The organism is Pseudomonas sp. NPDC088368, assembly GCF_044753445.1.
GTDB classification, from domain to species: Bacteria; Pseudomonadota; Gammaproteobacteria; order Pseudomonadales; family Pseudomonadaceae; genus Aquipseudomonas; species Aquipseudomonas bambusae.
Genome location: NZ_JBIVNG010000003.1, coordinates 368408 through 387315, shown reverse-complemented (window position 1 = coordinate 387315; position 18908 = coordinate 368408). Strand labels below are relative to the sequence as shown.

Genomic DNA, 18908 nt, shown 5'->3' with positions numbered 1-18908 from the left:
CTCCCACCATTTGAGTTCTGCGTTAGCTCAGTGGCGCACCCAGAAAATCCCCAAACGCCGCAAAGAAACCCGGCAGGTTATCCCACGGAATCATATGCCCGGCATCTTCCACCCGGGCGATCTGAATCGTCGGTTGCAGCTGTCGGATTTCGGCTTCGTCTTCTGCCTGAATCACGCCGCCACGTGTGGCGACAATGAGCAGGGCAGGGACCGGCAGGTTCGGCAGATCCTGATGGAAGTCCTCGTCATGGAAATCGTTGAAGGCGCGGACGATGGCCGGTTCGTAGCAGGTGTGCAGCCATTCCGCACGGAGCTGCAATTGCTCGTCGGTCCAGGTCGCGCAGAAGGCGCGCATATCGTCGGCGGTCATGCCGAGTTGCGACTGGCGGATCGAATCGACGTACCACGGCAGTTTCGACGGGTATTCGCGACGCCCCGGACCTGACACCGGCGGGTCGATCAGCACCAGGCTTTTCAGGCCTTTCGGGTTGCGCACCGACGTCCGCGCAATGAAACGCGCGCCCATCGAATGCCCCACCAGGTGATAACTGTCGATGCCCATCGCGGCGGCAAAGGCGCTGATGTCGTCGGCGCAGGTGTCGACGCTGTAATCCAGGTCGGGACCGGTGGACGACAAACCGCGACCGCGGGCGTCCAGCACGTAGGTGTCGAACGCCTGACCGAAGCGTTCCGCGACGAAGCCCCACGTGATTGCCGGACTGGTGATGCCCGGAATCAGGATCAGCGCGGGTTTGCCCGCGTGTTTGGTGCCGCCGTAGCGCAGGTAATGCTGACGAATGCCGTTGGCCTGGACGTTGCCGCCGTGAATGAACGTGCTCACGCGATCACCCCCGATTTCAGTTCCTGACCATAGAGGTCGTAACCGTAGACCCAGGCCGGGTCTTCTTGAGTGCGCAGCCAGGTGTTGGCGTTGGACACGGCCTGTACGCGAGAGGCGCGTTCCTTGCGGTTGGCTTCGTAGAGTTCGAAGGCGGTGCGGTAGTCGCTGACGCCGGTTTCTTGCAGGCAACGGGTCAGCATCGCGGCGTCTTCAATCGCCATGCCCGCGCCTTGGGCCATGTGCGGCTTCATCGGATGGCAGGCATCGCCCAGCAACACCAGGCGTCCACGACTCCACAGCGGCAGCGGGTTGCGATTGAGCAGCGGCCACTTGGTGACGCTCTCGGTGGACTCGATCAGCGCCTGCACGGTGGGGTGATAGCCAGCGAAGGCTTCGTACATTTCGGCCTGGCTGCTGTCGACGAAGTTGCCGTCAAATTCCCACGCAGGGTGCGGCACGCCGGTGACGTAGTAGTATTCATCGCGTTTGCCGGTGGTGTGATAGACCATCATGTGACGGTCCTCGCTCCACCATTTCACGCAGTTCTCGAAGTCCAGGTTGTATTTGGTCAACACGTCGCTGCGGATCAACGCGCGGTGAGCGACCCAGCCGCTGTACAGCGGTTTTTCATGGCCCAGCAATTCTTCGCGGATTTTCGAGTTGATGCCGTCGGCGCCAATCACGATGTCGGCATCGGCATGGGTGCCGTCGGCGAAGTTCAGGCGCACGCCGTTGTCGCGCTCTTCAAGGGTGGTCAGGCATTTGCTGAAATGCACGCTGCCCGGCGCCAGGGTCGACATCTGCAACGCGTGCAAGTCACCACGGTGCACGGTGATGTAGGCCGCGCCATATTCCTTGCGTGAGAATTCACCCAGTGCGATGCGCGACAGGTAGTCGCCGGTGGCGCCATCCCGGCTGAACCAGAAATCCGGGTGCGAACCCATGTCGCTCAGCGGCTGCTCGATGCCCATGCGGCGGAAAATCTTCATGATATTCGGGCCCATATGAATCCCCGCACCAATGCGGGAAAACTCCGGCGCTTGCTCATAAACATCGACGTGAAAGCCTGCTTGTTGCAGCAGAGTGGCGGCGGCTGCCCCACCCAGACCGGCTCCGACGATGGCGATTTTTTGCGTAATAGGCATGGCGCGCTTTCCTTCGTGTTTCGTGAATCCTGGATGAGTGACAGGCGATTGATGGTTGTCGCCGTGTTGCGTTTTTAAAGTGTATACGCTCAAATTTTGAAATGTGAATAGCTATTTCAAAAAATCTCATGCGACGTCGCAAACAGGCATGTCACTGTTTGTAACCCAACAATTACGGGGTTTGTGTACATGGGTAACGATGTGGCGTGTCTATTGCAGAGTGCACTCATTTGATGTCTTATCGCTTTTAATTAGTGTGTACGCTTTAAAAAATGCACTAGTCTGAAGCGTGATGCCTTTCAATGGTGCATGCGGGCCGCGTGGGCACACCCAGCCGAATGCCGAGGAGACGAGAGATGCCGGTTAGCGATTGCGAATTGACCCAGATGTTTGAACACGTGCTGAAACTGTCGAAAGTCGACGCCACTCAGAGCGTTGCGGTGCTCAAGAGTCACTACTCCGATCAGCGCACGGTGCGGGCTGCGATGGATGCCGCACAGCGCCTGGGCGCCAAGGTGTACGCGGTGGAACTGCCGTCGTTCAATCACCCCAAGGCCATGGGCAACGACATGACCGCGTACTGCGGCGACACGGCGCTGACCGGCAATATCGCCGCGCAACGGGCGCTGGAGGCGGCGGACCTGATCGTCGACACGATGCTGCTGCTGCACTCGCCAGAGCAGGAGCAGATTCTCAAGACCGGCACACGGATTCTGCTGGCGGTAGAGCCACCGGAAGTGCTGGCGCGCATGCTGCCAACGCTGGCTGACAAGGAGCGGGTGCTGGCGGCTGAGCAGGTGCTGAAAGGCGCGCGGTCGATCCATGTGAAATCCCGCGCAGGCAGCGATTTCCGGGCGCAACTGGGGCAATACCCTTCAGTCACCGAGTACGGATTTGCCGATGAGCCGGGGCGTTGGGACCACTGGCCGAGCGGCTTTCTGTTCTCGTGGCCGAACGAAGAAACCGCCGAAGGCACATTGGTCATCGACGTGGGCGACATCGTGCTGCCGTTCAAGACCTACTCCCGCGAGCAGATCACCCTGGAGATCGAGAAAGGCTTTATCACCCGGATTCACGGCGGATTCGAGGCCGAATACCTGCGTGATTACATGAAGTATTTCAACGACCCCGAGGTGTATGGCATTTCCCACATCGGCTGGGGTTTGCAGCCGCGCGCGCAGTGGACGGCCATGGGGCTGCACGACAAGAACGACGGCATGTGCATGGACGCGCGGGCGTTCTACGGCAACTTCCTGTTTTCCACTGGCCCGAATACTGAAGTGGGCGGCAAGCGCAAGACGCCGTGTCACTTGGATATTCCGCTGCGCCATTGCGACATTTATCTGGATGATCTGGCCGTGGTGCTGGGTGGGGATGTGGTGGCGCCGGAGGCCTCGAAGGCCTGACATATACCGTTTAAGATCCGGTCACCGAACCCTGTGGGAGCGAATTCATTCTGGCGGCATTCCGACGATTGGCCAGTACATTAGGCGCATCTCCGTCGCTTGACCCACCGTATCGCGAATACATTCGCTCCCACAGTTTCGAGCCGGGTGGCTCATGAGACTCCCCTTAAACAGCCGCAACCGTTAATGTACCCACCATTCTCAATAGCCCGCCGAACGAGTCATCCGTGTCCACTGACAACCCCTCCAACAACGATCAGTCCTACACCTTTTCCGAGCAGGTCGGCCATTTGCTGCGCAAGGCCTACCAGCGGCATCTGGCGATATTTCAGCAGAACGTCGGCGACTCGCAGCTGACGGCGGTGCAGTTCGTCACCCTCTGTGCACTCCGGGACCACGGCCCCAGTTCGCAGACCGAGCTGGTTAAAGCCACGGCGGTGGATCAAGCGACCATTCGCGGCATCGTCGACCGGCTCAAGGCCCGCGACCTCATCAGCCTCGATCCAGACCCGCAGGACCGCCGCAAAGTCATCTGCAGCCTCACCGACAGCGGCCTCCAGTTGGTGCAGGAAACCGTTCCCCGCGCGGCGCAGATCAGCGAAATCACCCTCGGCAAACTCAACCCCGCCGAGCGCGTGGCCGTTTTGTTCTTGCTGCGCAAGCTCATTGATGAGCCGGACGAATAAACCCGCGTTCAAACCTCCCTGCGCCTATCTCCCCTGTGGGAGCGAATTTATTCGCGAAAAGTTTGCCAAGCGGTATATCTCTATCGGGTGTACTGACCCTTCGTTGGGATGCCGCCCCGATTGAATTCGCTCCTACAGTCTGATCTCCATTCCTGCACGACAAACTCCGCCGTCTTACGTCCGTTTCCTCACTGGCACGCTTCCTGCTCTCTGTTCATGAAGTAACTACTTCACCAAAAGGCCGAGACACTCGGTAACAGATAGGGAAGGCGAGATGAGCGAGCCGCAAGTGGCGGGAGAGAAGACCGTGACCTTTCAGGTCAACGGTCAGGTGACATCCGTCACGGCGATGGCGGACACCCCGCTGTTATTGATCCTGCGCAATGACCTGCACCTCAACGGCCCGAAATACGGCTGCGGTCTGGGGGAATGCGGCGCATGCACGGTAATCGTCGACGGCGTTGCAGCGCGTTCCTGCGTGTTCCCGCTCGCCGGGGCTGAGGGGCGGGACATCACCACCCTGGAAGGCATTGGCTCCCGCGAGTGCCCGCATCCGGTGCAGCAGGCGTTCATCGACGAGCAGGCCGCGCAGTGCGGCTACTGCATGAACGGCATGATCATGACCGCCAAAGCCTTGCTCGACCGCAATCCGCACCCGACCGAAGCGCAGGTTCGCAACGAACTGTCGGCCAACCTCTGCCGCTGCGGCACCCACATTGAAATTCTTCGCGCGGTCATGCGGGCCGCCCGTCACCCGCTTTGAACGGATCGAACCCCATGACCCAGACCACGCCCACTCGCGATTCCTTGTTGGCCCAAAATGGCGTCCTGTTGGTCGTCGATGACATCCAGCCGCCGCCCGGCCTGGTCGCGAAAGGCGGCATACCAGCGCTCAAGCCCAAGGAGTTGGGGCTGTTCATCGCCATCGATCAGAACGACACGGTTTACGCCTTCAATGGCCACGTCGACCTCGGCACCGGCATCCGTACGTCCCTGGCGCAAATCGTCGCCGAAGAACTCGACCTGCGCATGGATCAGGTGACCATGATCCTCGGCGACACCGAGCGGGCGCCCAACCAGGGCGCGACCATCGCCAGCGCCACCCTGCAAATCTCCGCGATCCCGCTGCGCAACGCCGCCGCCGAGGCTCGCCGTTATCTCTTGAATGCTGCCGCCAAAGGCTGGGGTGTCGAGGCCGAAACGCTGGTCATCGAGCACGGCATCATCAAAGCCCCGGACGGCCGCCGCATCCGTTTCGGAGAATTGCTGATCGATCAGCACATCGAGCTGCGCATTTCCGGCAACGCGCCGCTGAAGCGCCTCGAAGACTACAAGCTGGTGGGCACGGTCGCACCACGCGTGGACATTCCGGGCAAGGCCACCGGGGAATTGACCTACGTCCACGACATGCGTCTGCCGGACATGCTTCACGGCCGCGTCGTTCGCCCGCCATATGCGGGTTACGACATCGGTGAGTTCGTCGGCACCAGTCTGTTGGGCGTGGACGAGTCGTCCATCGCCCATATCCCCGGCATCGTGCGAGTCGTGGTGATCGGGGATTTCGTCGGCATTGTGGCGATGCGCGAAGAACAGGCCGCAAAAGCCGCCAAGGAATTGAAGGTCAGTTGGAAGCCCTGGCAGCATCAATTGCCTGACATGAGCGATATCGAACAGGCGATTCGCGACAACCCCAAGGTGCAGCGAGTGGTGCTGGACAAGGGCAACGTCGATGAAGCGCTGAGCAATGCCAACGAGCGGATGACCCGCACCTATCTGTGGCCCTACCAGATTCATGGCTCCATCGGACCCTCTTGTGGGCTAGCGGACTACCACGACGAGGTCATCCGGATCTGGTCGGGCACGCAAAACCCGCACATGCTGCGCGCCGACATCGCCTGGCTGCTGGAATACCCGGAAGAAAACATCGAGATCATTCGCATGGAGGCGGCAGGCTGTTATGGCCGCAACTGCGCCGATGACGTGTGCGCCGACGCGGTCTTGCTGTCGAAAGCGGTCGGCCTGCCGGTGCGCGTGCAGCTCACCCGCGAGCAGGAACACGCGTGGGAGCCCAAAGGCACGGCACAGTTGATGGAAGTGGACGGCGGCCTCACGCCCGAGGGCGAGATTGCCGGGTACGACTTCACCACCAGCTACCCGTCCAACAATTCGCCGACCCTCGCGCTGCTGCTGACCGGGCGTGTGGAGCCGGTGCCGGTGATGTTCGAAATGGGCGACCGCACCTCGATCCCGCCCTACGACATCGAGCACATGCGCGTGACCATCAACGACATGGCGCCCATCGTTCGGGCGTCGTGGATGCGCGGGGTGTCGGCGCTGCCCAACACCTTCGCTCACGAATCCTACATCGACGAACTGGCGTTCGCGGCGGGCGTCGATCCCGTGGAGTATCGCCTGCGCTATCTGCACGACGACCGGGCCTCGGAGCTGGTCAAGGCCACGGCCGCTCGCGCCGACTGGTCGCCGCGCACCCAACCCATGCAAACACCCGAAGAAGACGGCGTGCTGCGCGGGCGCGGGTTCGCCTACGCCCGGTACATCCACAGCAAGTTTCCCGGCTTTGGCGCAGCGTGGGCGGCGTGGGTCGCGGACGTGGCAGTGGACAAGCACACCGGCGATGTCTCGGTGACCCGGGTGGTCATCGGCCATGACGCCGGGATGATGGTCAACCCGGCGGGGGTGCAGCATCAGATTCACGGCAACGTGATTCAGTCCACCAGCCGCGTGCTCAAGGAGCGGGTGACCTTCGAAGAATCGACCATCGCCAGCAAGGAGTGGGGTGGTTATCCAATCCTGACCTTCCCGGAGGTGCCCAAGGTCGACGTGATGATGATGCCGCGCCAGGCCGAGCCACCCATGGGCGCCGGGGAGTCGGCCTCCGTGCCGAGCGCGGCAGCCATCGCCAATGCCATCTACGACGCCACCGGCATTCGTTTCCGTGAGCTGCCGATCACCGCCGAGCGCGTACTGGCGGCGTTGAAAACCGCAGGCGACGACGCCAACAGCCATCCGCCGGAGTCGCCGAAAGCCAAACGCTCGAAATGGCTGTTCGGCTCGTTGTTTGCCGCGTTCGGGGCTGTGTTGGGTGTCGCGGCAACCGCGTTACCCTGGCGGGCCGAGATCGCGCCCATTGCTCCACCCAGTGCGGGCACCTGGTCCGCGGCGACGCTGGAGCGAGGTCGTTTGCTGGCGTCAGCGGGGGATTGTGCGGTCTGTCACACGGCCCCCGGTGGCGTGAAAAACGCGGGCGGCCTGGCGATGCAAACCCCGTTCGGCACTTTATACAGCAGCAACATCACGCCCGATCCGGAAACGGGCATCGGCAACTGGTCGTATCCGGCGTTCGAACGGGCGATGCGTGACGGCATCAGTCGCGATGGCAAGCACCTGTACCCGGCATTTCCCTATACGGCGTTCCGAAACATCGACGATGCGGATATGCAGGCGTTGTACGCGTACCTCATGTCGCAAACCCCGGTCAAACAGGTCCAGCCAGCCAATGAAATGCAGTTCCCGTTCAACATGCGGCCGTTGATGGCGGGCTGGAACGCGCTGTTTCTGCGCAAGGGCGAGGTGCAGGCAAAGCCCGAACAGAATGCTCAATGGAATCGCGGACAGTATCTGGTCAACGGGTTGGGGCACTGCGCCGCCTGCCATTCACCGCGCAACGTGATGGGCGCGGAGAAAGGCGGGGCGTCGTTTCTGGCGGGAGGCATGGTCGATGGCTGGGAAGCGCCGGCCCTCAACAGCCTGTCGAAATCGCCGACGCCGTGGACCGAAGACCAATTGTTCAATTACCTGAGCACCGGGTATTCCGATGCCCACGGTGTGGCGGCGGGACCGATGGGGCCGGTCGTCTCGGAACTGGCAAAACTGCCGAAGACCGACGTGCGGGCAATGGCGGTGTACCTGGCGTCGCTGAACGGGTCGGCTGAGGCATCGACGGCTACGGTTTCGGCGCCTGCACCGGTTTCGCAGCCGAGCGTTTCGGCCCTGGCGCTGAGCAATGGTCAGCGGGTATTCGAGGGGTCGTGTCAGGGCTGCCACGCCGATGGTCTGGGGCCGAAGTTGTTTGGTGTCAGTCCTTCGCTGGCAAGCAACACCAACGTCCACAGTGCGCTGCCGGACAATTTGATCAAGGTGATTCAGCAGGGGATTTCCAACCCTGCGACGCCGGATCTGGGGTACATGCCGGGGTTCAAGGATAGTTTGAGCGATACGCAGATCAGTGATCTCGCAGCCTATCTGCGCAGCCGATTCGCGCCGAACGAACCGCAGTGGACGGGATTGCAGGAGAAAGTGGCGTATCTCAAGGCCAATCCCGGAAGCCATTGACCATTGGGCAGGTGTCGGCTCCCACAGAGGGCGCGTGACCGGCGAAGGATCTCAGCAGCGAGGCGCCGCTTCAATCCAACACCCTTACTCCCCGCACCACCAAATCCTGAATAAACGCCAGCCAGTCCCGCCGTTCCCCCTGACCCGCCAGGTCTTGGCCGAGAAACGAAGTCAGGGTGTGTAGGTTGGAGTTATAGAAGTAGCAAAGCGAGGCGATCATCAGGTAGACGTGTTTCAAATCCACGTCATGGCGAAACAGCCCCTGTTGCTGGCCGGCTTCGATGATCGGCCGCAGCACGCCCACTGCTTCTCCCGACAATCTGCGCAGCTCGCTGGACTGCTTGGCGTGCTTGCCTTTGTGCAGGTTTTCGATGCTGAGGATGGCGACGAATTCCGGGTGGGTCACGTAGTACTCCCACACGAACGCCACGAGCTGGCGCAGGGTTTCAATCGGCGTCGTGGGGTCGAGCTTGAGGGTGCTTTCGGCCTGATTGAAGCGCTCGTAGGTGTGTTCGAGCACTTTGACGAACAGCTTTTCCTTGCTGCCGAAGTAGTAATAGATCATCCGGTCGTTGGATTCGGCCTCGGCGGAAATCTTTTCGATGCGGCCGCCCGAATAGCCATCGCGGGTGAAAACCGTGATAGCCGCCTTGAGGATGCGCGCGCGGGTTTCTTCGGCTTGTTGCGCGCGGACGCCGGTGTTCTTGCTCATGGCGTTTAGAGAATCCGGTACAACAGGCGTTCGACCCGTACCCGGCTGACGCGGCGCAGAAAGGTCCGCACGCCCATCGGGTATTCGCTGAGGGTGTCCAGTTCATCGAACTTGCCCACGCGATGGGTGTTGCGCATCAGCAGGTCGATTTCTTCGGCGCGGGGTTTCAGCCAGGTGCCTTTGGGGTCGTCAATCAACACCGCGTTTTCCAGGTCGAGCTGGAAAGCGCGCGGGTTGAGGTTGTTGCCAGTGAGCACGGTGTAACGCTCGTCCGACCACAGACCCTTGAGGTGGAAGGTGTTGTCCCCGTCTTTCCACAGGTGAATGTTCAGGTGGTGCTTGGCCACGGCGGTCTGATGCTTCTGCATGAACCGGCGCAGGCTGATTTCGTACAGATACGGCAGCGCCGAGATGACCTTGAACGGCTCTTGAGGGGGGATGAAGAAGTCGTTGGCGGTCTTGTCACCGATGATGATGTCGATCCTTACGCCGCGTTTCAGCGCCCGGTTGATCTCGCGTTTGACCACCAGCGGCATGTTGAAATACGGCGTGCACAGGGTCAGTTGGTCGCGGGTTGCAGCGATCAGGTCGCACAACACTTTGCTCAGCGGGTTTTTGTTGCCAATACCCAGCAAGGGAATGATGCGGAACTCGCCGTTTTCGCGGATGCCCTCATTCACGTCGTAACTGGCGCGCTTGAGGTGCTGGCGGAACTGGCGAATCTCGCCACGAATGCTGCGGGAGGTCGGCGGGGAGGGCAGGTCGAGCCGATGCACGGCGTCTGACGGCAGGATGTCCTTTTGCACCAGACGCTGGAACGAGTCGGCGAGGTCTTTGTTTTCCAGCAGTTGATAGCGATCAAGCCGGTATTTGGCGAGTTTGTGCAGGTAGACGTTGTTGATGCTGGCGCCGGTGTAGATCACGCAGTCGTCGACAATGCTGCCCTTGAGGTGCAGGACGCCAAACAGCTCGCGGGTCTGAACGGGCACGCCGTATATCGGCACTTCCTGTTTGTGTTCGAGGTTCTGCGCCTGATACCACGCCGAGTTGCCTGCCTGTTTTCCCGCGCCGATCAGCCCGCGTTGGGCGCGGAACCAGTCCACCAGAACAACGATGTCCAACTCCGGCCGGGCGGCCTTGGCGGCATACAGTGCGTCGAGGATTTCCTGACCGGCTTCGTCCTGTTGCAGGTACAACGCCACGAGGTAGATGCGCCGCGTCGCTGACGCGATCTTCTCCAAGAGCGTGCGGCGATAGTCGGCAGCGCTCGGCAGAATGGTGATCGCCGCGCTGGACGATTCGAAACCGCGCAGCGCCGCAAGGGTAGAACGTCGGAAGGGAGCCCGCATAAGCCTCTCGATGGATCGAAATCAACAGCGCACGAGCTTACACCAGAGTGCGCCTTGTGGTGGCTTTGGCAGCGGGATCAGCGACTTGTTCAGCGAAATATCAGGGAATGAGCGAGCAAGAGCGTCCCACGGATTACGAGGCGGCCGCAGAACCTGTAGGAGCGAATTCATTCGCGATGGGGCCGGTGCATTCGACGTATCTCTGTCGCCGGATAAATCTTTCGCGAATGAATTCGCTCCTACAGAAGTCAGTGCGCCGCGAAGCCTCGGTCCTGGCGCAGGTTCAATTGTGGGAGCGAATTCATTCGCGAGGGGCCGGTACATTCGACGTATCTCTGTCGTCGGGTAAATCTTTCGCGAATGAATTCGCTCCTACAGAAGTCAGTGCGCCGCGAAGCCTCGGTCCTTGCGCAGGTCCAACTGTGGGAGCGAATTCATTCGCGATGGGGCCGGTGCATTCGACGTATCTCTGTCGTCGGGCAAATCTTTCGCGAATGAATTCGCTCCTACAGAAGTCAGTGCGCCGCGAAGCCTCGGTCCTGGCGCAGGTTCAACTGTGGGAGCGAATTCATTCGCGAGGGGCCGGTGCATTCGACGTATCTCTGTCGCCGGATAAATCTTTCGCGAATGAATTCGCTCCTACAGAAGTCAGCGCGCCGCGAAGCCTCGGTCCTGGCGCAGGTTCAACTGTGGGAGCGAATTCATTCGCGAGGGGCCGGTGCATTCGACGTATTTCTGTCGCCGGATAAATCTTTCGCGAATGAATTCGCTCCCACAGATCTGCCGCCATGACCGCCAGGGAGGAGGTGGGATCGGATCAGAAATCAATCGTCCCGGAGAATTTCACCAGCCTCGGATCGCCCTGGGTCAGGTAGCCGCCATTGGCCGAGGCCCAGTAGTCCTTGTTGGCGATGTTTTCGACGTTCACGCGCAAGGTCACGTCCTTCTCGGCAACCTTGAAGCCATACCGCGCGCCTGCGTCGAACCGGTTCCAGCTCGGCAGGCTGAGGTTGTTGGCCTGATCGGCGTACTGCCCGCCGGTGCGCAGGAACCGCGCGTTCAAGGCCACACCTTGCAGGCCCGGCACGTCCCAATCGACGCTGGCGTTCATCAGGAAGGTCGGCACGCCGATCGCGTGGTTGCCGTCGTTGGTGCCGCCTTGGGTGTCCTCCAGCTTGGACTCCAGACGCGTCGCGCCGCCCACCAGACGCAGGCCTTCAATCGGTTCGCCATAAACGCTGAGCTCGATGCCGCGGTTGACTTGCTTGCCGTCACGCACGAACAGGTTGCTCGCCGCGTCAGTAAAGCCATCGGTCGGTTTCTCGATGCGGAACGCTGCCAGATTTGCGCCGTAAGACCCCATGTCCAACTTGATCCCCGCTTCCAACTGCTTGGTGCGGCCTGGCGGGAAGGACTGTCCGGCATTGAGCACGGTGCCACTGGCGGTCGGACCCTGAGCAAGGCCCTCGATGCGGTTGGCGTACAGGGACACGCTCTCGATCGGTTTATAAACGATGCCGTACACCGGGGTGGTGATCGAATCGTCATACAGTGCGCTGCGGCTGCCGTCGTTGTTGCCGTACGGCACACCGCCAGACGTCGTGCCTTCATAGGTGTAATTTTCGACGCGCAATTGCTGGCGACGCACGCCGTAGGTCAGCAGCAGCGTGTCGTCGAACAGGCCGAAGGTGTCGGACACGGCTAGGCTGCGATTGCGGGTCTTGCCGGTGACGCCCGGATCGCCCAGATCACCGCCGGTCAGCGAGACGGCAGTCGGTTTGCTGAGGTTCGGGGTGTTATAGATGTTGGTCGCCCGGGCGCGGAAAAACTCGTAGGCATTCTCCTGCTCGGTCCAGATGCTCGACGCGCCGATGCTGATCTGATGGCTGATCGGCCCGGTTTGCAGCTTGCCGTTCAGACCCGCCATGACCGTGGCGTTGTCTTCGTTGTGCGGAATGATCGACCCGCCGATGGTGCCCGCCCCCGTCGCGGCGTTGGTCAGGGTCGGTGTCCCGTAGAGACCGGTTTCCCGAGTGTGCTTGCCGCCACCGGCCAGATACGCCGTCCAGCTGTCGTTCAAGTCCCACTCGCCGCGCATCATGCCGAAGGTGTCTTCGGTTTCGGTGTAGCTCCAGTCTTGACCGTAGTTGTGGTCGGCACTCGGCGCATGGGGGATGCTGGTCAGCCCGGCACCCAGCTGCACCGAGTTGCGCATGTGGTTGACGCGTTCTTTCTGATAGCCGAAATCGGTGGACAAACGGAAGGCGTCGCCCCGGTAATCCAGGCCGCCGACGAACAGTTTGCTGCGTTGATCCTGATCATGGACGGCTGTTTCACCTTCGCGCTGGCTCAGGTTGAAGCGGGCACCGAAGCGGTTGTCTTCGCCGAAGCGCTGCCCCAGGTCCAAGTGCTCGCCGATGCGTCCATCGGTGGTGATGTCCTGGGTATAACGGCGGGTCGGCGTGTCTTCGGCGCGTTTGGGTTGCAAGTTGACGGTGCCGCCCAGGCCCGAGCCGGTTGGGCTGGCGCCATTGATGAAGGCATTGGGGCCTTTGAAGACCTCGACACGCTCGACGGCATCAACGGAAAGAATTTGCCGAGGCAGGACGCCATACAGGCCGTTGTAGGAAATATCGTCGCCGTTTAAGGGCAAGCCACGAATGACGAATGCTTGCGACTGGTTGCCGAAACCGGCCGATTGACGCACCGATGGGTCATTGAGCAGCACATCGCCGACGTTTTCAGCCTGCTGATCCTCGATCAGTTTCGAGGTGTAGCTGGTCATGGTGAACGGCACGCTCATGTTGTCCTGATTGCCCAGCACGCCCATTTGCCCGCCCCGGGCGACCTGGCCCCCTGCGAATGCTTCGGGCAAAGCGCCTGGCGTCTGTTTGATGGCTTGAGCATCGACGGCAGTGGCGCCCAATTCGATGGCTTGATCAGCAGCGTAGGCGCTGACACTGACCGAGCAGCACAAAGCGAGCAACGTCGGACGAGAGGGGAGGCGGATGGCCATGGGAAGCTTCCTGTAGAGGTCTAGTCTGCGAAAAGCCTCCCTGGCAATGCGAATGTTTCTTCGGCGCAGATGCTAGCAGGAAGTAGTTGCGAATTGTTATCACTGCTGACAGGTTTTTTTACATTTTTTTCACATTGGCGCTTAGACCTTCAGCACCAACTTCCCATGGTTTTCACCGTTGAACAGCATTTGCAGGGTTTCAGGAAAGGTCTCCAGCCCTTGGACGATGTGCTCTTTGCTCTTCAATTTGCCTTGGGCCAGCCAACCGGCCATTTCCATGCCTGCTTTGGCGAAATGCTCCGCATGATCCATGACCACGAAACCCTCCATCCGCGCGCGGTTGACCAGCAGCGACAGGTAGTTGGCCGGCCCTTTGACCGCTTCCTTATTGTTGTACTGGCTGATCGCGCCACAGATCACCACGCGTGCCTTCAAGGCCAGGCGGGTGAGCACCGCGTCGAGAATGTCGCCGCCGACGTTGTCGAAATACACGTCCACGCCTTTCGGGCATTCCCGTTTCAGGGCCGCTTGAATGTCTTCGTTTTTGTAGTCGATGACGCCGTCAAAGCCGAACTCGTCGATCAGCATCTGACACTTATCTTTGCCCCCGGCAATGCCGATCACACGGCAGCCTTTGATTTTGGCGATCTGCCCGGCGACGCTGCCCACCGCACCCGCGGCCCCCGAGATCACCACGGTGTCGCCTTCTTTTGGCTGACCGACCTCCAGCAACGCGAAATAGGCGGACATGCCGGTCATGCCCAACGCAGCCAGGTACACCGGCAGTGGCAGCAGCTTCGGATCGACCTTATGAAACCCTTTGGGCTCACCGACAAAATAATCCTGAACCCCCAGCACGCCTTGAACGTAATCGCCCACTGCGAACTTGGGGTTTTGCGAATCGACGACTTTGCCGACCCCGAGCGCGCGCATAACGTCGCCCAGGCCGACCGGCGCGATATACGATTTCCCCTCGTTCATCCAGCCGCGCATGGCAGGGTCGAGTGACAGGTATTCGCTTTTCACCAACACCTGGCCTGGCGCTACTTCTGCCACGGGCACAGTCTGAAAGGTGAAGTCGTCTCGGCTCGCAGCGCCTTTAGGGCGACGGGCCAGCAAGAATTGGCGGTTGGAGAGGGCAGTCATGGCAGCGTCCTGGATGGAAGGAGAAACGCCAGTGATAGACCCGCCGACGCGTCCTCGCAAGCAAAGCGCTTGGAGCGAATGCGCGCCGATCCATTTCGATGATGCGGAGTTTGGGCTTTATCACTGGCACCCATGATCCCGTAACCGGGGTTTTGATAGTGCTGATGCGCGCGCCATCGCCCTCGCTAAACTGGCAGCACAGACGATCTGCGTCACCCCATAACAAAAGGATCATTCCATGAGCATGACGTTTTCCGGGCAGGTGGCGCTGGTCACCGGTGCAGCAGCGGGCATCGGTCGGGCGACCGCACTGGCCTTCGCCGAGCAGGGGTTGAAGGTGGTGGCGGTGGATTTGGACAGCGACGGTGGGGAAGGGACCGCCGAACTGATTCGTCAGGCCGGGGGCGAGGCGCTGTTCCTGCGTTGTGATGTCACTAAAGAATCCGACGTGCAGCAGATGATGATCAAGGCCGTCGAGGTGTTCGGTCGGGTCGATTACGCGTTCAACAATGCGGGGATCGAGATCGAAAAGGGCCGTCTGGCCGAAGGCAGCGAAGCCGAGTTCGACGCGATCATGGGCGTCAACGTCAAAGGCGTCTGGCTGTGCATGAAGTATCAATTGCCGGTGATGCTGGCCCAAGGCGGTGGCGCCATCGTCAACACCGCATCGGTCGCGGGGTTGGGCGCTGCGCCGAAGATGAGCATTTACGCGGCGTCCAAGCACGCCGTCATCGGCCTGACCAAATCGGCGGCCATCGAATACGCCAAGAAACACATCCGGGTCAACGCGGTGTGCCCCGCCGTGATCGACACCGACATGTTCCGCCGCGCCCATGAAGCCGACCCGCGCAAGGCCGAATTCGCCGCCACCATGCACCCGGTGGGACGCATCGGCAAAGTCGAGGAAATCGCCAGTGCCGTGCTGTACCTGTGCAGCGATGGGGCCGCGTTCACCACGGGGCATTCGTTGGCGGTGGATGGCGGGGTGACGGCGTTTTAACCCGTCAGACCGTGCGCGACGTTTGAGCACGCCACACTTCTTTTGGGATTGTGGTGTGTCAGAAAAACGCAGCGTCCTGGGTCGTGCTTCTACGATTCAAGCGCCTTGAGCAGTGTCTTGCCGGTGTTCAGCAGCTCGGCTTTCAGTGCCTCATCCGTCACCGCCCTCGACAACCCGAGCGCCCCTACCAGCGCGCTCATCGCCAACAGCGCCTGAGCGCGTTTTTTGGCGGGCTGCTTGCTGCTGGTCAGCGCGGTCACCACCGCCAGTTCGTTCTCCAGTTCCCGGGTGTAGAGATCACGTATGGGGTCGCTGCTGCGGGCCACATCATTCATCACCGAGGCCAGGGCACAGCCCGAACCTGGGTCGTGCAAATGACGCTCGCTCAAGTAGCTTTCCACCAGGTCCGCAAGGGTGAGTGTTGAATCGGGGGCGGTGTATTTTTCGAGCTTCTCAGCGCGTTTGTTGAACGCACACTGCAAGGCCTCTTCCACCAGTTTTTCCCGCGATTCGAAATGCTTGTAGAAGCCGCCACCGGTCCGGCCCACTTCTTTCATCAGGTCAGCCACGCCGATCCCGTTCAGCCCGACCTCGCGGAATCGCTCGGCTGCCAAATTGACGATGTGTTCATGAATGACGGCTTTCTCCGCTTGGGAGCGCGACATGGGATTCTCCGGTGGACGCTGTTCAACGAAATATAGGAAGCGATCATACGCCAAATAAAAGGCGATGAAAGTTTAATTTGGCGTATGGACGGACTCCATAATTGGAGTATGGTTGTCATCCGTTTCGTGCTGGCGAAGGCCAGACACCCACCTGTCCGATGCAACGTGAGGAACAATCATGACTGTGCAAGGCAAAACGATTCTGGTCACCGGCGGCAACAGCGGCATTGGCCTGGCCACCGCGCGCCTGCTCCTGGAAAACGGCGCCCGTGTCGCCATTACGGGACGTGATCAGGCGAAGCTCGACGCCGCGGCCGCTGAACTGGGCGGCGATGTATTGGCAATCAGGGCCGACTTGAACGAGCCTGCTGACCTTGATGCCGTCGTTAAAGCGGTGGGCGATGCTTACGGCACGCTCGATGCGGTCTTCGCCAACGCCGGGGTGTCTGGGCCGACGCCGCTGGGCAAGACCACGCGCGAAGCCTTTGAGGCCATCGTCAGCACCAACCTGACGTCGGTGTTTTTCACGATTCAGGGCGTGTTGCCGCTCTTGAAGCAGGGCAGCGCCATCGTTTTGAACGGGTCGGTCATGCGCGAACTGGGCTCGCCCGGTTCTGCCGCGTACTCGGCGAGCAAGGGGGCGATTACTTCCATGGCCAAGGTCTTCGCTTCAGAGCTCGCGCCCCAGGGCATTCGCGTCAACACGGTGATCCCCGGCGGCACCCGCACGCCAATCTGGACCCGCGGTGCCCGAGCAGGCGCGACCGTCGACGGCACTGAAAAAGCCATTGCCCCGCGCATTCCGATGGGACGTTTTTCCGAACCCGAAGAAGTGGCGCAGGCCGTGCTGTTCCTGGCCTCTGACGCGTCGTCCGGGATGACTGCGGCGGAAATCGTGGTCGACGGCGGCAACACCGGTGCGCCGTGGGGCATTCCGCTGTTTCGCGGGTGAGTCGCCCCGTAGCTTTCATCCATTCCCTGTGAGGTATTCAGCTAAGCTGCATGGGCTGTTCACCTCCAGGGAGCGCCGATGGATCACCTGTGGTTTGCCTACCCGTTAATCAGCGCGTCCGTGCTGTTGATCATCGATCTGGTGCTGTGGCAGTGGCTGCACCCGCGTTTTCTACGCCGCAAACTCGCCTGCCGACTGGCCCTGTTCGTGTTGTTCAGCATGGCGCTGCTCGACGGCGGGTTGAGCCCGCTGTATCCGGTGCCTGTCGAATGGCCGGTGTCGCGCCATGTGCTGGGGACGATTCTGAACATCGCGTGGTGGCTGTTCGGCGCACGTACGCTCACGGTCCTCGCGGTCGTGGTGATGGAGCCGCGCATCGGCGGCAAGGGTCACCTGCTGCAAGACGTGATGGGCGCGATCATCTTTCTGGTCGCGGTTGTGGCCGCCGCCGCGTACGTGCTGGACCTGCCGGTCAAAGGCCTGCTGGCGACGTCGGGCGCCGTGGCGATCATCCTCGGTCTTGCGGTGCAAAGCACGCTGGGCGACGTGTTTTCCGGCATCGTCCTCAACGCCACCAAGCCTTATAGAGTCGATGACTGGATTCGCGTCGACGACATCGAAGGCAAAGTCATCGAAATCGACTGGCGCTCCACGCATCTGCTGACGTCCGAAGGCAGCATGGCGGTGATTCCCAACTCCATGGCGGCCAAGACCCGCATCGTCAACTTCAGTCGCCCTGACCATTTTCATTCCGTCACCTTGAGCATCGAGCTGCCGACGCGTCTGCGGCCGAGTCTGGTGCTGGACTCGCTCGACAAGGCCATCCTCGGGTGCCGCGAATTATTGGTCACGCCCAAGTCTTCCGCCGTGGTGGTGAAGACCGGGTTGCGCAGCGTTGAATACGAAGTCACCGGCTACGTGAAATCACGCGACCGACGCTCGGCGGTGCGTAATCAGCTGTATGACCTCATTCACCGGCAACTCGCGGCCACGGAAACCCGGCTCGACCAGTCCCGACCTGCCACCCGGCCTTCTGCCGTGCTCAACACGGTCGGGGCGCTGCGCATGCTCAGCGACGAAGACCGCGCCCAGCTTGAACTGCACATGCATTGGGTGCCTACGGGGCCAAGGACGTGGTGCTCGCGGAAGGCATCGTGCCGGACGCGCTGTACATCATTGAGTCCGGGGTGATGTCGGTGTCGATCCAGCGCCCCGATGGCTGGCTCGAAATCGGGCGCATGGGGCCAGGCGAACTGTTCGGCGAGACCGGGTTCGTCGATGGCACGCCGACCGCAGGCCGTTTCTGTGCCTATACCGACTGCATGATTTACCGCATCGACAAGGCCGATCTGGAGCCGTGGCTGCAAGAGCACAGCGAACTCATCGGCGCATTGGCGGGGCTGGCGAAATTCCGCACCAAAGCTCGCGCTTCGATGCTTGACGTCAAGCCGGTGATCACTGACCCGAGCGGCTTCATGGGCTGGCTGCGCAAGAACGTGACGCGCTTCCAGGTCGGTCGTGGGCCGGGTGCTGGACCGGGGCCGACTGACAAAATGAGCTGATGTTTCGCACACGCACGGGGCGAGGTTCTCGCTCTCTTTCAGGGATATCACACGAGGCGCGACGAAACCCGCCTC

The 18908-nt window shown here is 61.0% G+C and carries 15 protein-coding genes; 8 read left to right on the top strand and 7 right to left on the bottom strand.

Going from position 1 to position 18908, the window contains the following annotated elements; genetic code table 11:
* Window positions 1-22: 22 nt before the first annotated feature.
* Together ACIQAL_RS08115 and ACIQAL_RS08110 are read right to left on the bottom strand one after the other, a co-directional pair.
* The gene (locus ACIQAL_RS08115; RefSeq protein WP_401144281.1) at window positions 23-841 is read right to left on the bottom strand and encodes an alpha/beta fold hydrolase; all 819 of its coding nucleotides are present in this window, start codon (window positions 839-841) and stop codon (window positions 23-25) included.
* Window positions 838-1986: an FAD-dependent monooxygenase gene (locus ACIQAL_RS08110; RefSeq protein WP_166594913.1), complete on the bottom strand. Its 1149-nt coding sequence runs from the start codon at window positions 1984-1986 to the stop codon at window positions 838-840. The genes ACIQAL_RS08115 and ACIQAL_RS08110 overlap by 4 nt, the downstream gene beginning before the upstream one ends.
* A gap of 356 nt (window positions 1987-2342) precedes the next feature.
* On the opposite strand from ACIQAL_RS08110, the gene ACIQAL_RS08105 reads away from it, so the two are divergent.
* The 4 genes from ACIQAL_RS08105 (at window position 2343) to ACIQAL_RS08090 (ending at window position 8431) form a co-directional block, all read left to right on the top strand.
* Window positions 2343-3392: a 2,5-dihydroxypyridine 5,6-dioxygenase gene (locus ACIQAL_RS08105; protein WP_401144278.1), complete on the top strand. Its 1050-nt coding sequence runs from the start codon at window positions 2343-2345 to the stop codon at window positions 3390-3392.
* 227 nt (window positions 3393-3619) lie between these two features.
* On the top strand, window positions 3620-4078 hold the full coding sequence (locus tag ACIQAL_RS08100) for a MarR family winged helix-turn-helix transcriptional regulator (RefSeq protein ID WP_166594915.1): 459 nt from the start codon (window positions 3620-3622) through the stop codon (window positions 4076-4078).
* Between the two features lie 274 nt (window positions 4079-4352).
* The gene (locus tag ACIQAL_RS08095) at window positions 4353-4841 is read left to right on the top strand and encodes a (2Fe-2S)-binding protein (RefSeq protein WP_401144276.1); all 489 of its coding nucleotides are present in this window, start codon (window positions 4353-4355) and stop codon (window positions 4839-4841) included.
* 14 nt (window positions 4842-4855) lie between these two features.
* A complete protein-coding gene (locus ACIQAL_RS08090) occupies window positions 4856-8431 on the top strand; it encodes a molybdopterin cofactor-binding domain-containing protein (protein WP_401144274.1) in 3576 nt (1191 codons plus the stop codon).
* A gap of 70 nt (window positions 8432-8501) precedes the next feature.
* On the opposite strand, the gene ACIQAL_RS08085 is transcribed toward ACIQAL_RS08090, so the two are convergent.
* The 4 genes from ACIQAL_RS08085 to ACIQAL_RS08070 all read right to left on the bottom strand — a co-directional run bounded on the left by ACIQAL_RS08085 (window position 8502) and on the right by ACIQAL_RS08070 (window position 14654).
* Window positions 8502-9143: a TetR family transcriptional regulator gene (locus tag ACIQAL_RS08085; RefSeq protein WP_401144273.1), complete on the bottom strand. Its 642-nt coding sequence runs from the start codon at window positions 9141-9143 to the stop codon at window positions 8502-8504.
* A 5-nt stretch (window positions 9144-9148) separates the two neighbouring features.
* The gene (pssA, locus tag ACIQAL_RS08080) at window positions 9149-10492 is read right to left on the bottom strand and encodes a CDP-diacylglycerol--serine O-phosphatidyltransferase (RefSeq protein ID WP_401144271.1); all 1344 of its coding nucleotides are present in this window, start codon (window positions 10490-10492) and stop codon (window positions 9149-9151) included.
* A gap of 817 nt (window positions 10493-11309) precedes the next feature.
* Window positions 11310-13508 (bottom strand): TonB-dependent receptor, encoded by a 2199-nt coding sequence (locus ACIQAL_RS08075; RefSeq protein WP_401144269.1) that lies wholly within the window; start codon window positions 13506-13508, stop codon window positions 11310-11312.
* Between the two features lie 141 nt (window positions 13509-13649).
* Window positions 13650-14654: an NADP-dependent oxidoreductase gene (locus tag ACIQAL_RS08070; RefSeq protein ID WP_401144267.1), complete on the bottom strand. Its 1005-nt coding sequence runs from the start codon at window positions 14652-14654 to the stop codon at window positions 13650-13652.
* Between the two features lie 238 nt (window positions 14655-14892).
* On the opposite strand from ACIQAL_RS08070, the gene ACIQAL_RS08065 reads away from it, so the two are divergent.
* Window positions 14893-15654 carry an SDR family oxidoreductase gene (locus ACIQAL_RS08065; protein ID WP_341963689.1) on the top strand — a complete coding sequence of 254 codons (762 nt, stop codon included), beginning with the start codon at window positions 14893-14895 and terminating at the stop codon, window positions 15652-15654.
* A gap of 89 nt (window positions 15655-15743) precedes the next feature.
* Here ACIQAL_RS08065 and ACIQAL_RS08060 read toward each other — a convergent pair whose 3' ends face one another.
* Window positions 15744-16319, bottom strand: a complete 576-nt coding sequence (locus ACIQAL_RS08060) for a TetR/AcrR family transcriptional regulator (protein WP_401144265.1) — start codon at window positions 16317-16319, stop codon at window positions 15744-15746.
* Between the two features lie 178 nt (window positions 16320-16497).
* Between ACIQAL_RS08060 and ACIQAL_RS08055 the strand changes: the two genes are divergently transcribed.
* From ACIQAL_RS08055 to ACIQAL_RS08045, 3 genes are all read left to right on the top strand, one after another.
* Window positions 16498-17271, top strand: a complete 774-nt coding sequence (locus ACIQAL_RS08055) for an SDR family oxidoreductase (protein ID WP_401144263.1) — start codon at window positions 16498-16500, stop codon at window positions 17269-17271.
* A gap of 78 nt (window positions 17272-17349) precedes the next feature.
* Window positions 17350-18462 (top strand): mechanosensitive ion channel family protein, encoded by a 1113-nt coding sequence (locus ACIQAL_RS08050; protein WP_401144261.1) that lies wholly within the window; start codon window positions 17350-17352, stop codon window positions 18460-18462.
* Window positions 18426-18833, top strand: a complete 408-nt coding sequence (locus ACIQAL_RS08045) for a Crp/Fnr family transcriptional regulator (protein ID WP_401144259.1) — start codon at window positions 18426-18428, stop codon at window positions 18831-18833. Before ACIQAL_RS08050 ends, ACIQAL_RS08045 begins: the two co-directional genes overlap by 37 nt.
* Window positions 18834-18908: the final 75 nt, after the last annotated feature.

Coding starts and splice junctions, on each gene's coding strand:
- ACIQAL_RS08090 (WP_401144274.1), top strand. CDS start 4,856: ATGACCCAGACCACGCCCACTCGCGATTCCTTGTTGGCCCAAAATGGC.
- pssA (WP_401144271.1), bottom strand. CDS start 10,492: ATGCGGGCTCCCTTCCGACGTTCTACCCTTGCGGCGCTGCGCGGTTTC.
- ACIQAL_RS08085 (WP_401144273.1), bottom strand. CDS start 9,143: ATGAGCAAGAACACCGGCGTCCGCGCGCAACAAGCCGAAGAAACCCGC.
- ACIQAL_RS08070 (WP_401144267.1), bottom strand. CDS start 14,654: ATGACTGCCCTCTCCAACCGCCAATTCTTGCTGGCCCGTCGCCCTAAA.
- ACIQAL_RS08110 (WP_166594913.1), bottom strand. CDS start 1,986: ATGCCTATTACGCAAAAAATCGCCATCGTCGGAGCCGGTCTGGGTGGG.
- ACIQAL_RS08060 (WP_401144265.1), bottom strand. CDS start 16,319: ATGTCGCGCTCCCAAGCGGAGAAAGCCGTCATTCATGAACACATCGTC.
- ACIQAL_RS08065 (WP_341963689.1), top strand. CDS start 14,893: ATGAGCATGACGTTTTCCGGGCAGGTGGCGCTGGTCACCGGTGCAGCA.
- ACIQAL_RS08095 (WP_401144276.1), top strand. CDS start 4,353: ATGAGCGAGCCGCAAGTGGCGGGAGAGAAGACCGTGACCTTTCAGGTC.
- ACIQAL_RS08050 (WP_401144261.1), top strand. CDS start 17,350: ATGGATCACCTGTGGTTTGCCTACCCGTTAATCAGCGCGTCCGTGCTG.
- ACIQAL_RS08075 (WP_401144269.1), bottom strand. CDS start 13,508: ATGGCCATCCGCCTCCCCTCTCGTCCGACGTTGCTCGCTTTGTGCTGC.
- ACIQAL_RS08055 (WP_401144263.1), top strand. CDS start 16,498: ATGACTGTGCAAGGCAAAACGATTCTGGTCACCGGCGGCAACAGCGGC.
- ACIQAL_RS08105 (WP_401144278.1), top strand. CDS start 2,343: ATGCCGGTTAGCGATTGCGAATTGACCCAGATGTTTGAACACGTGCTG.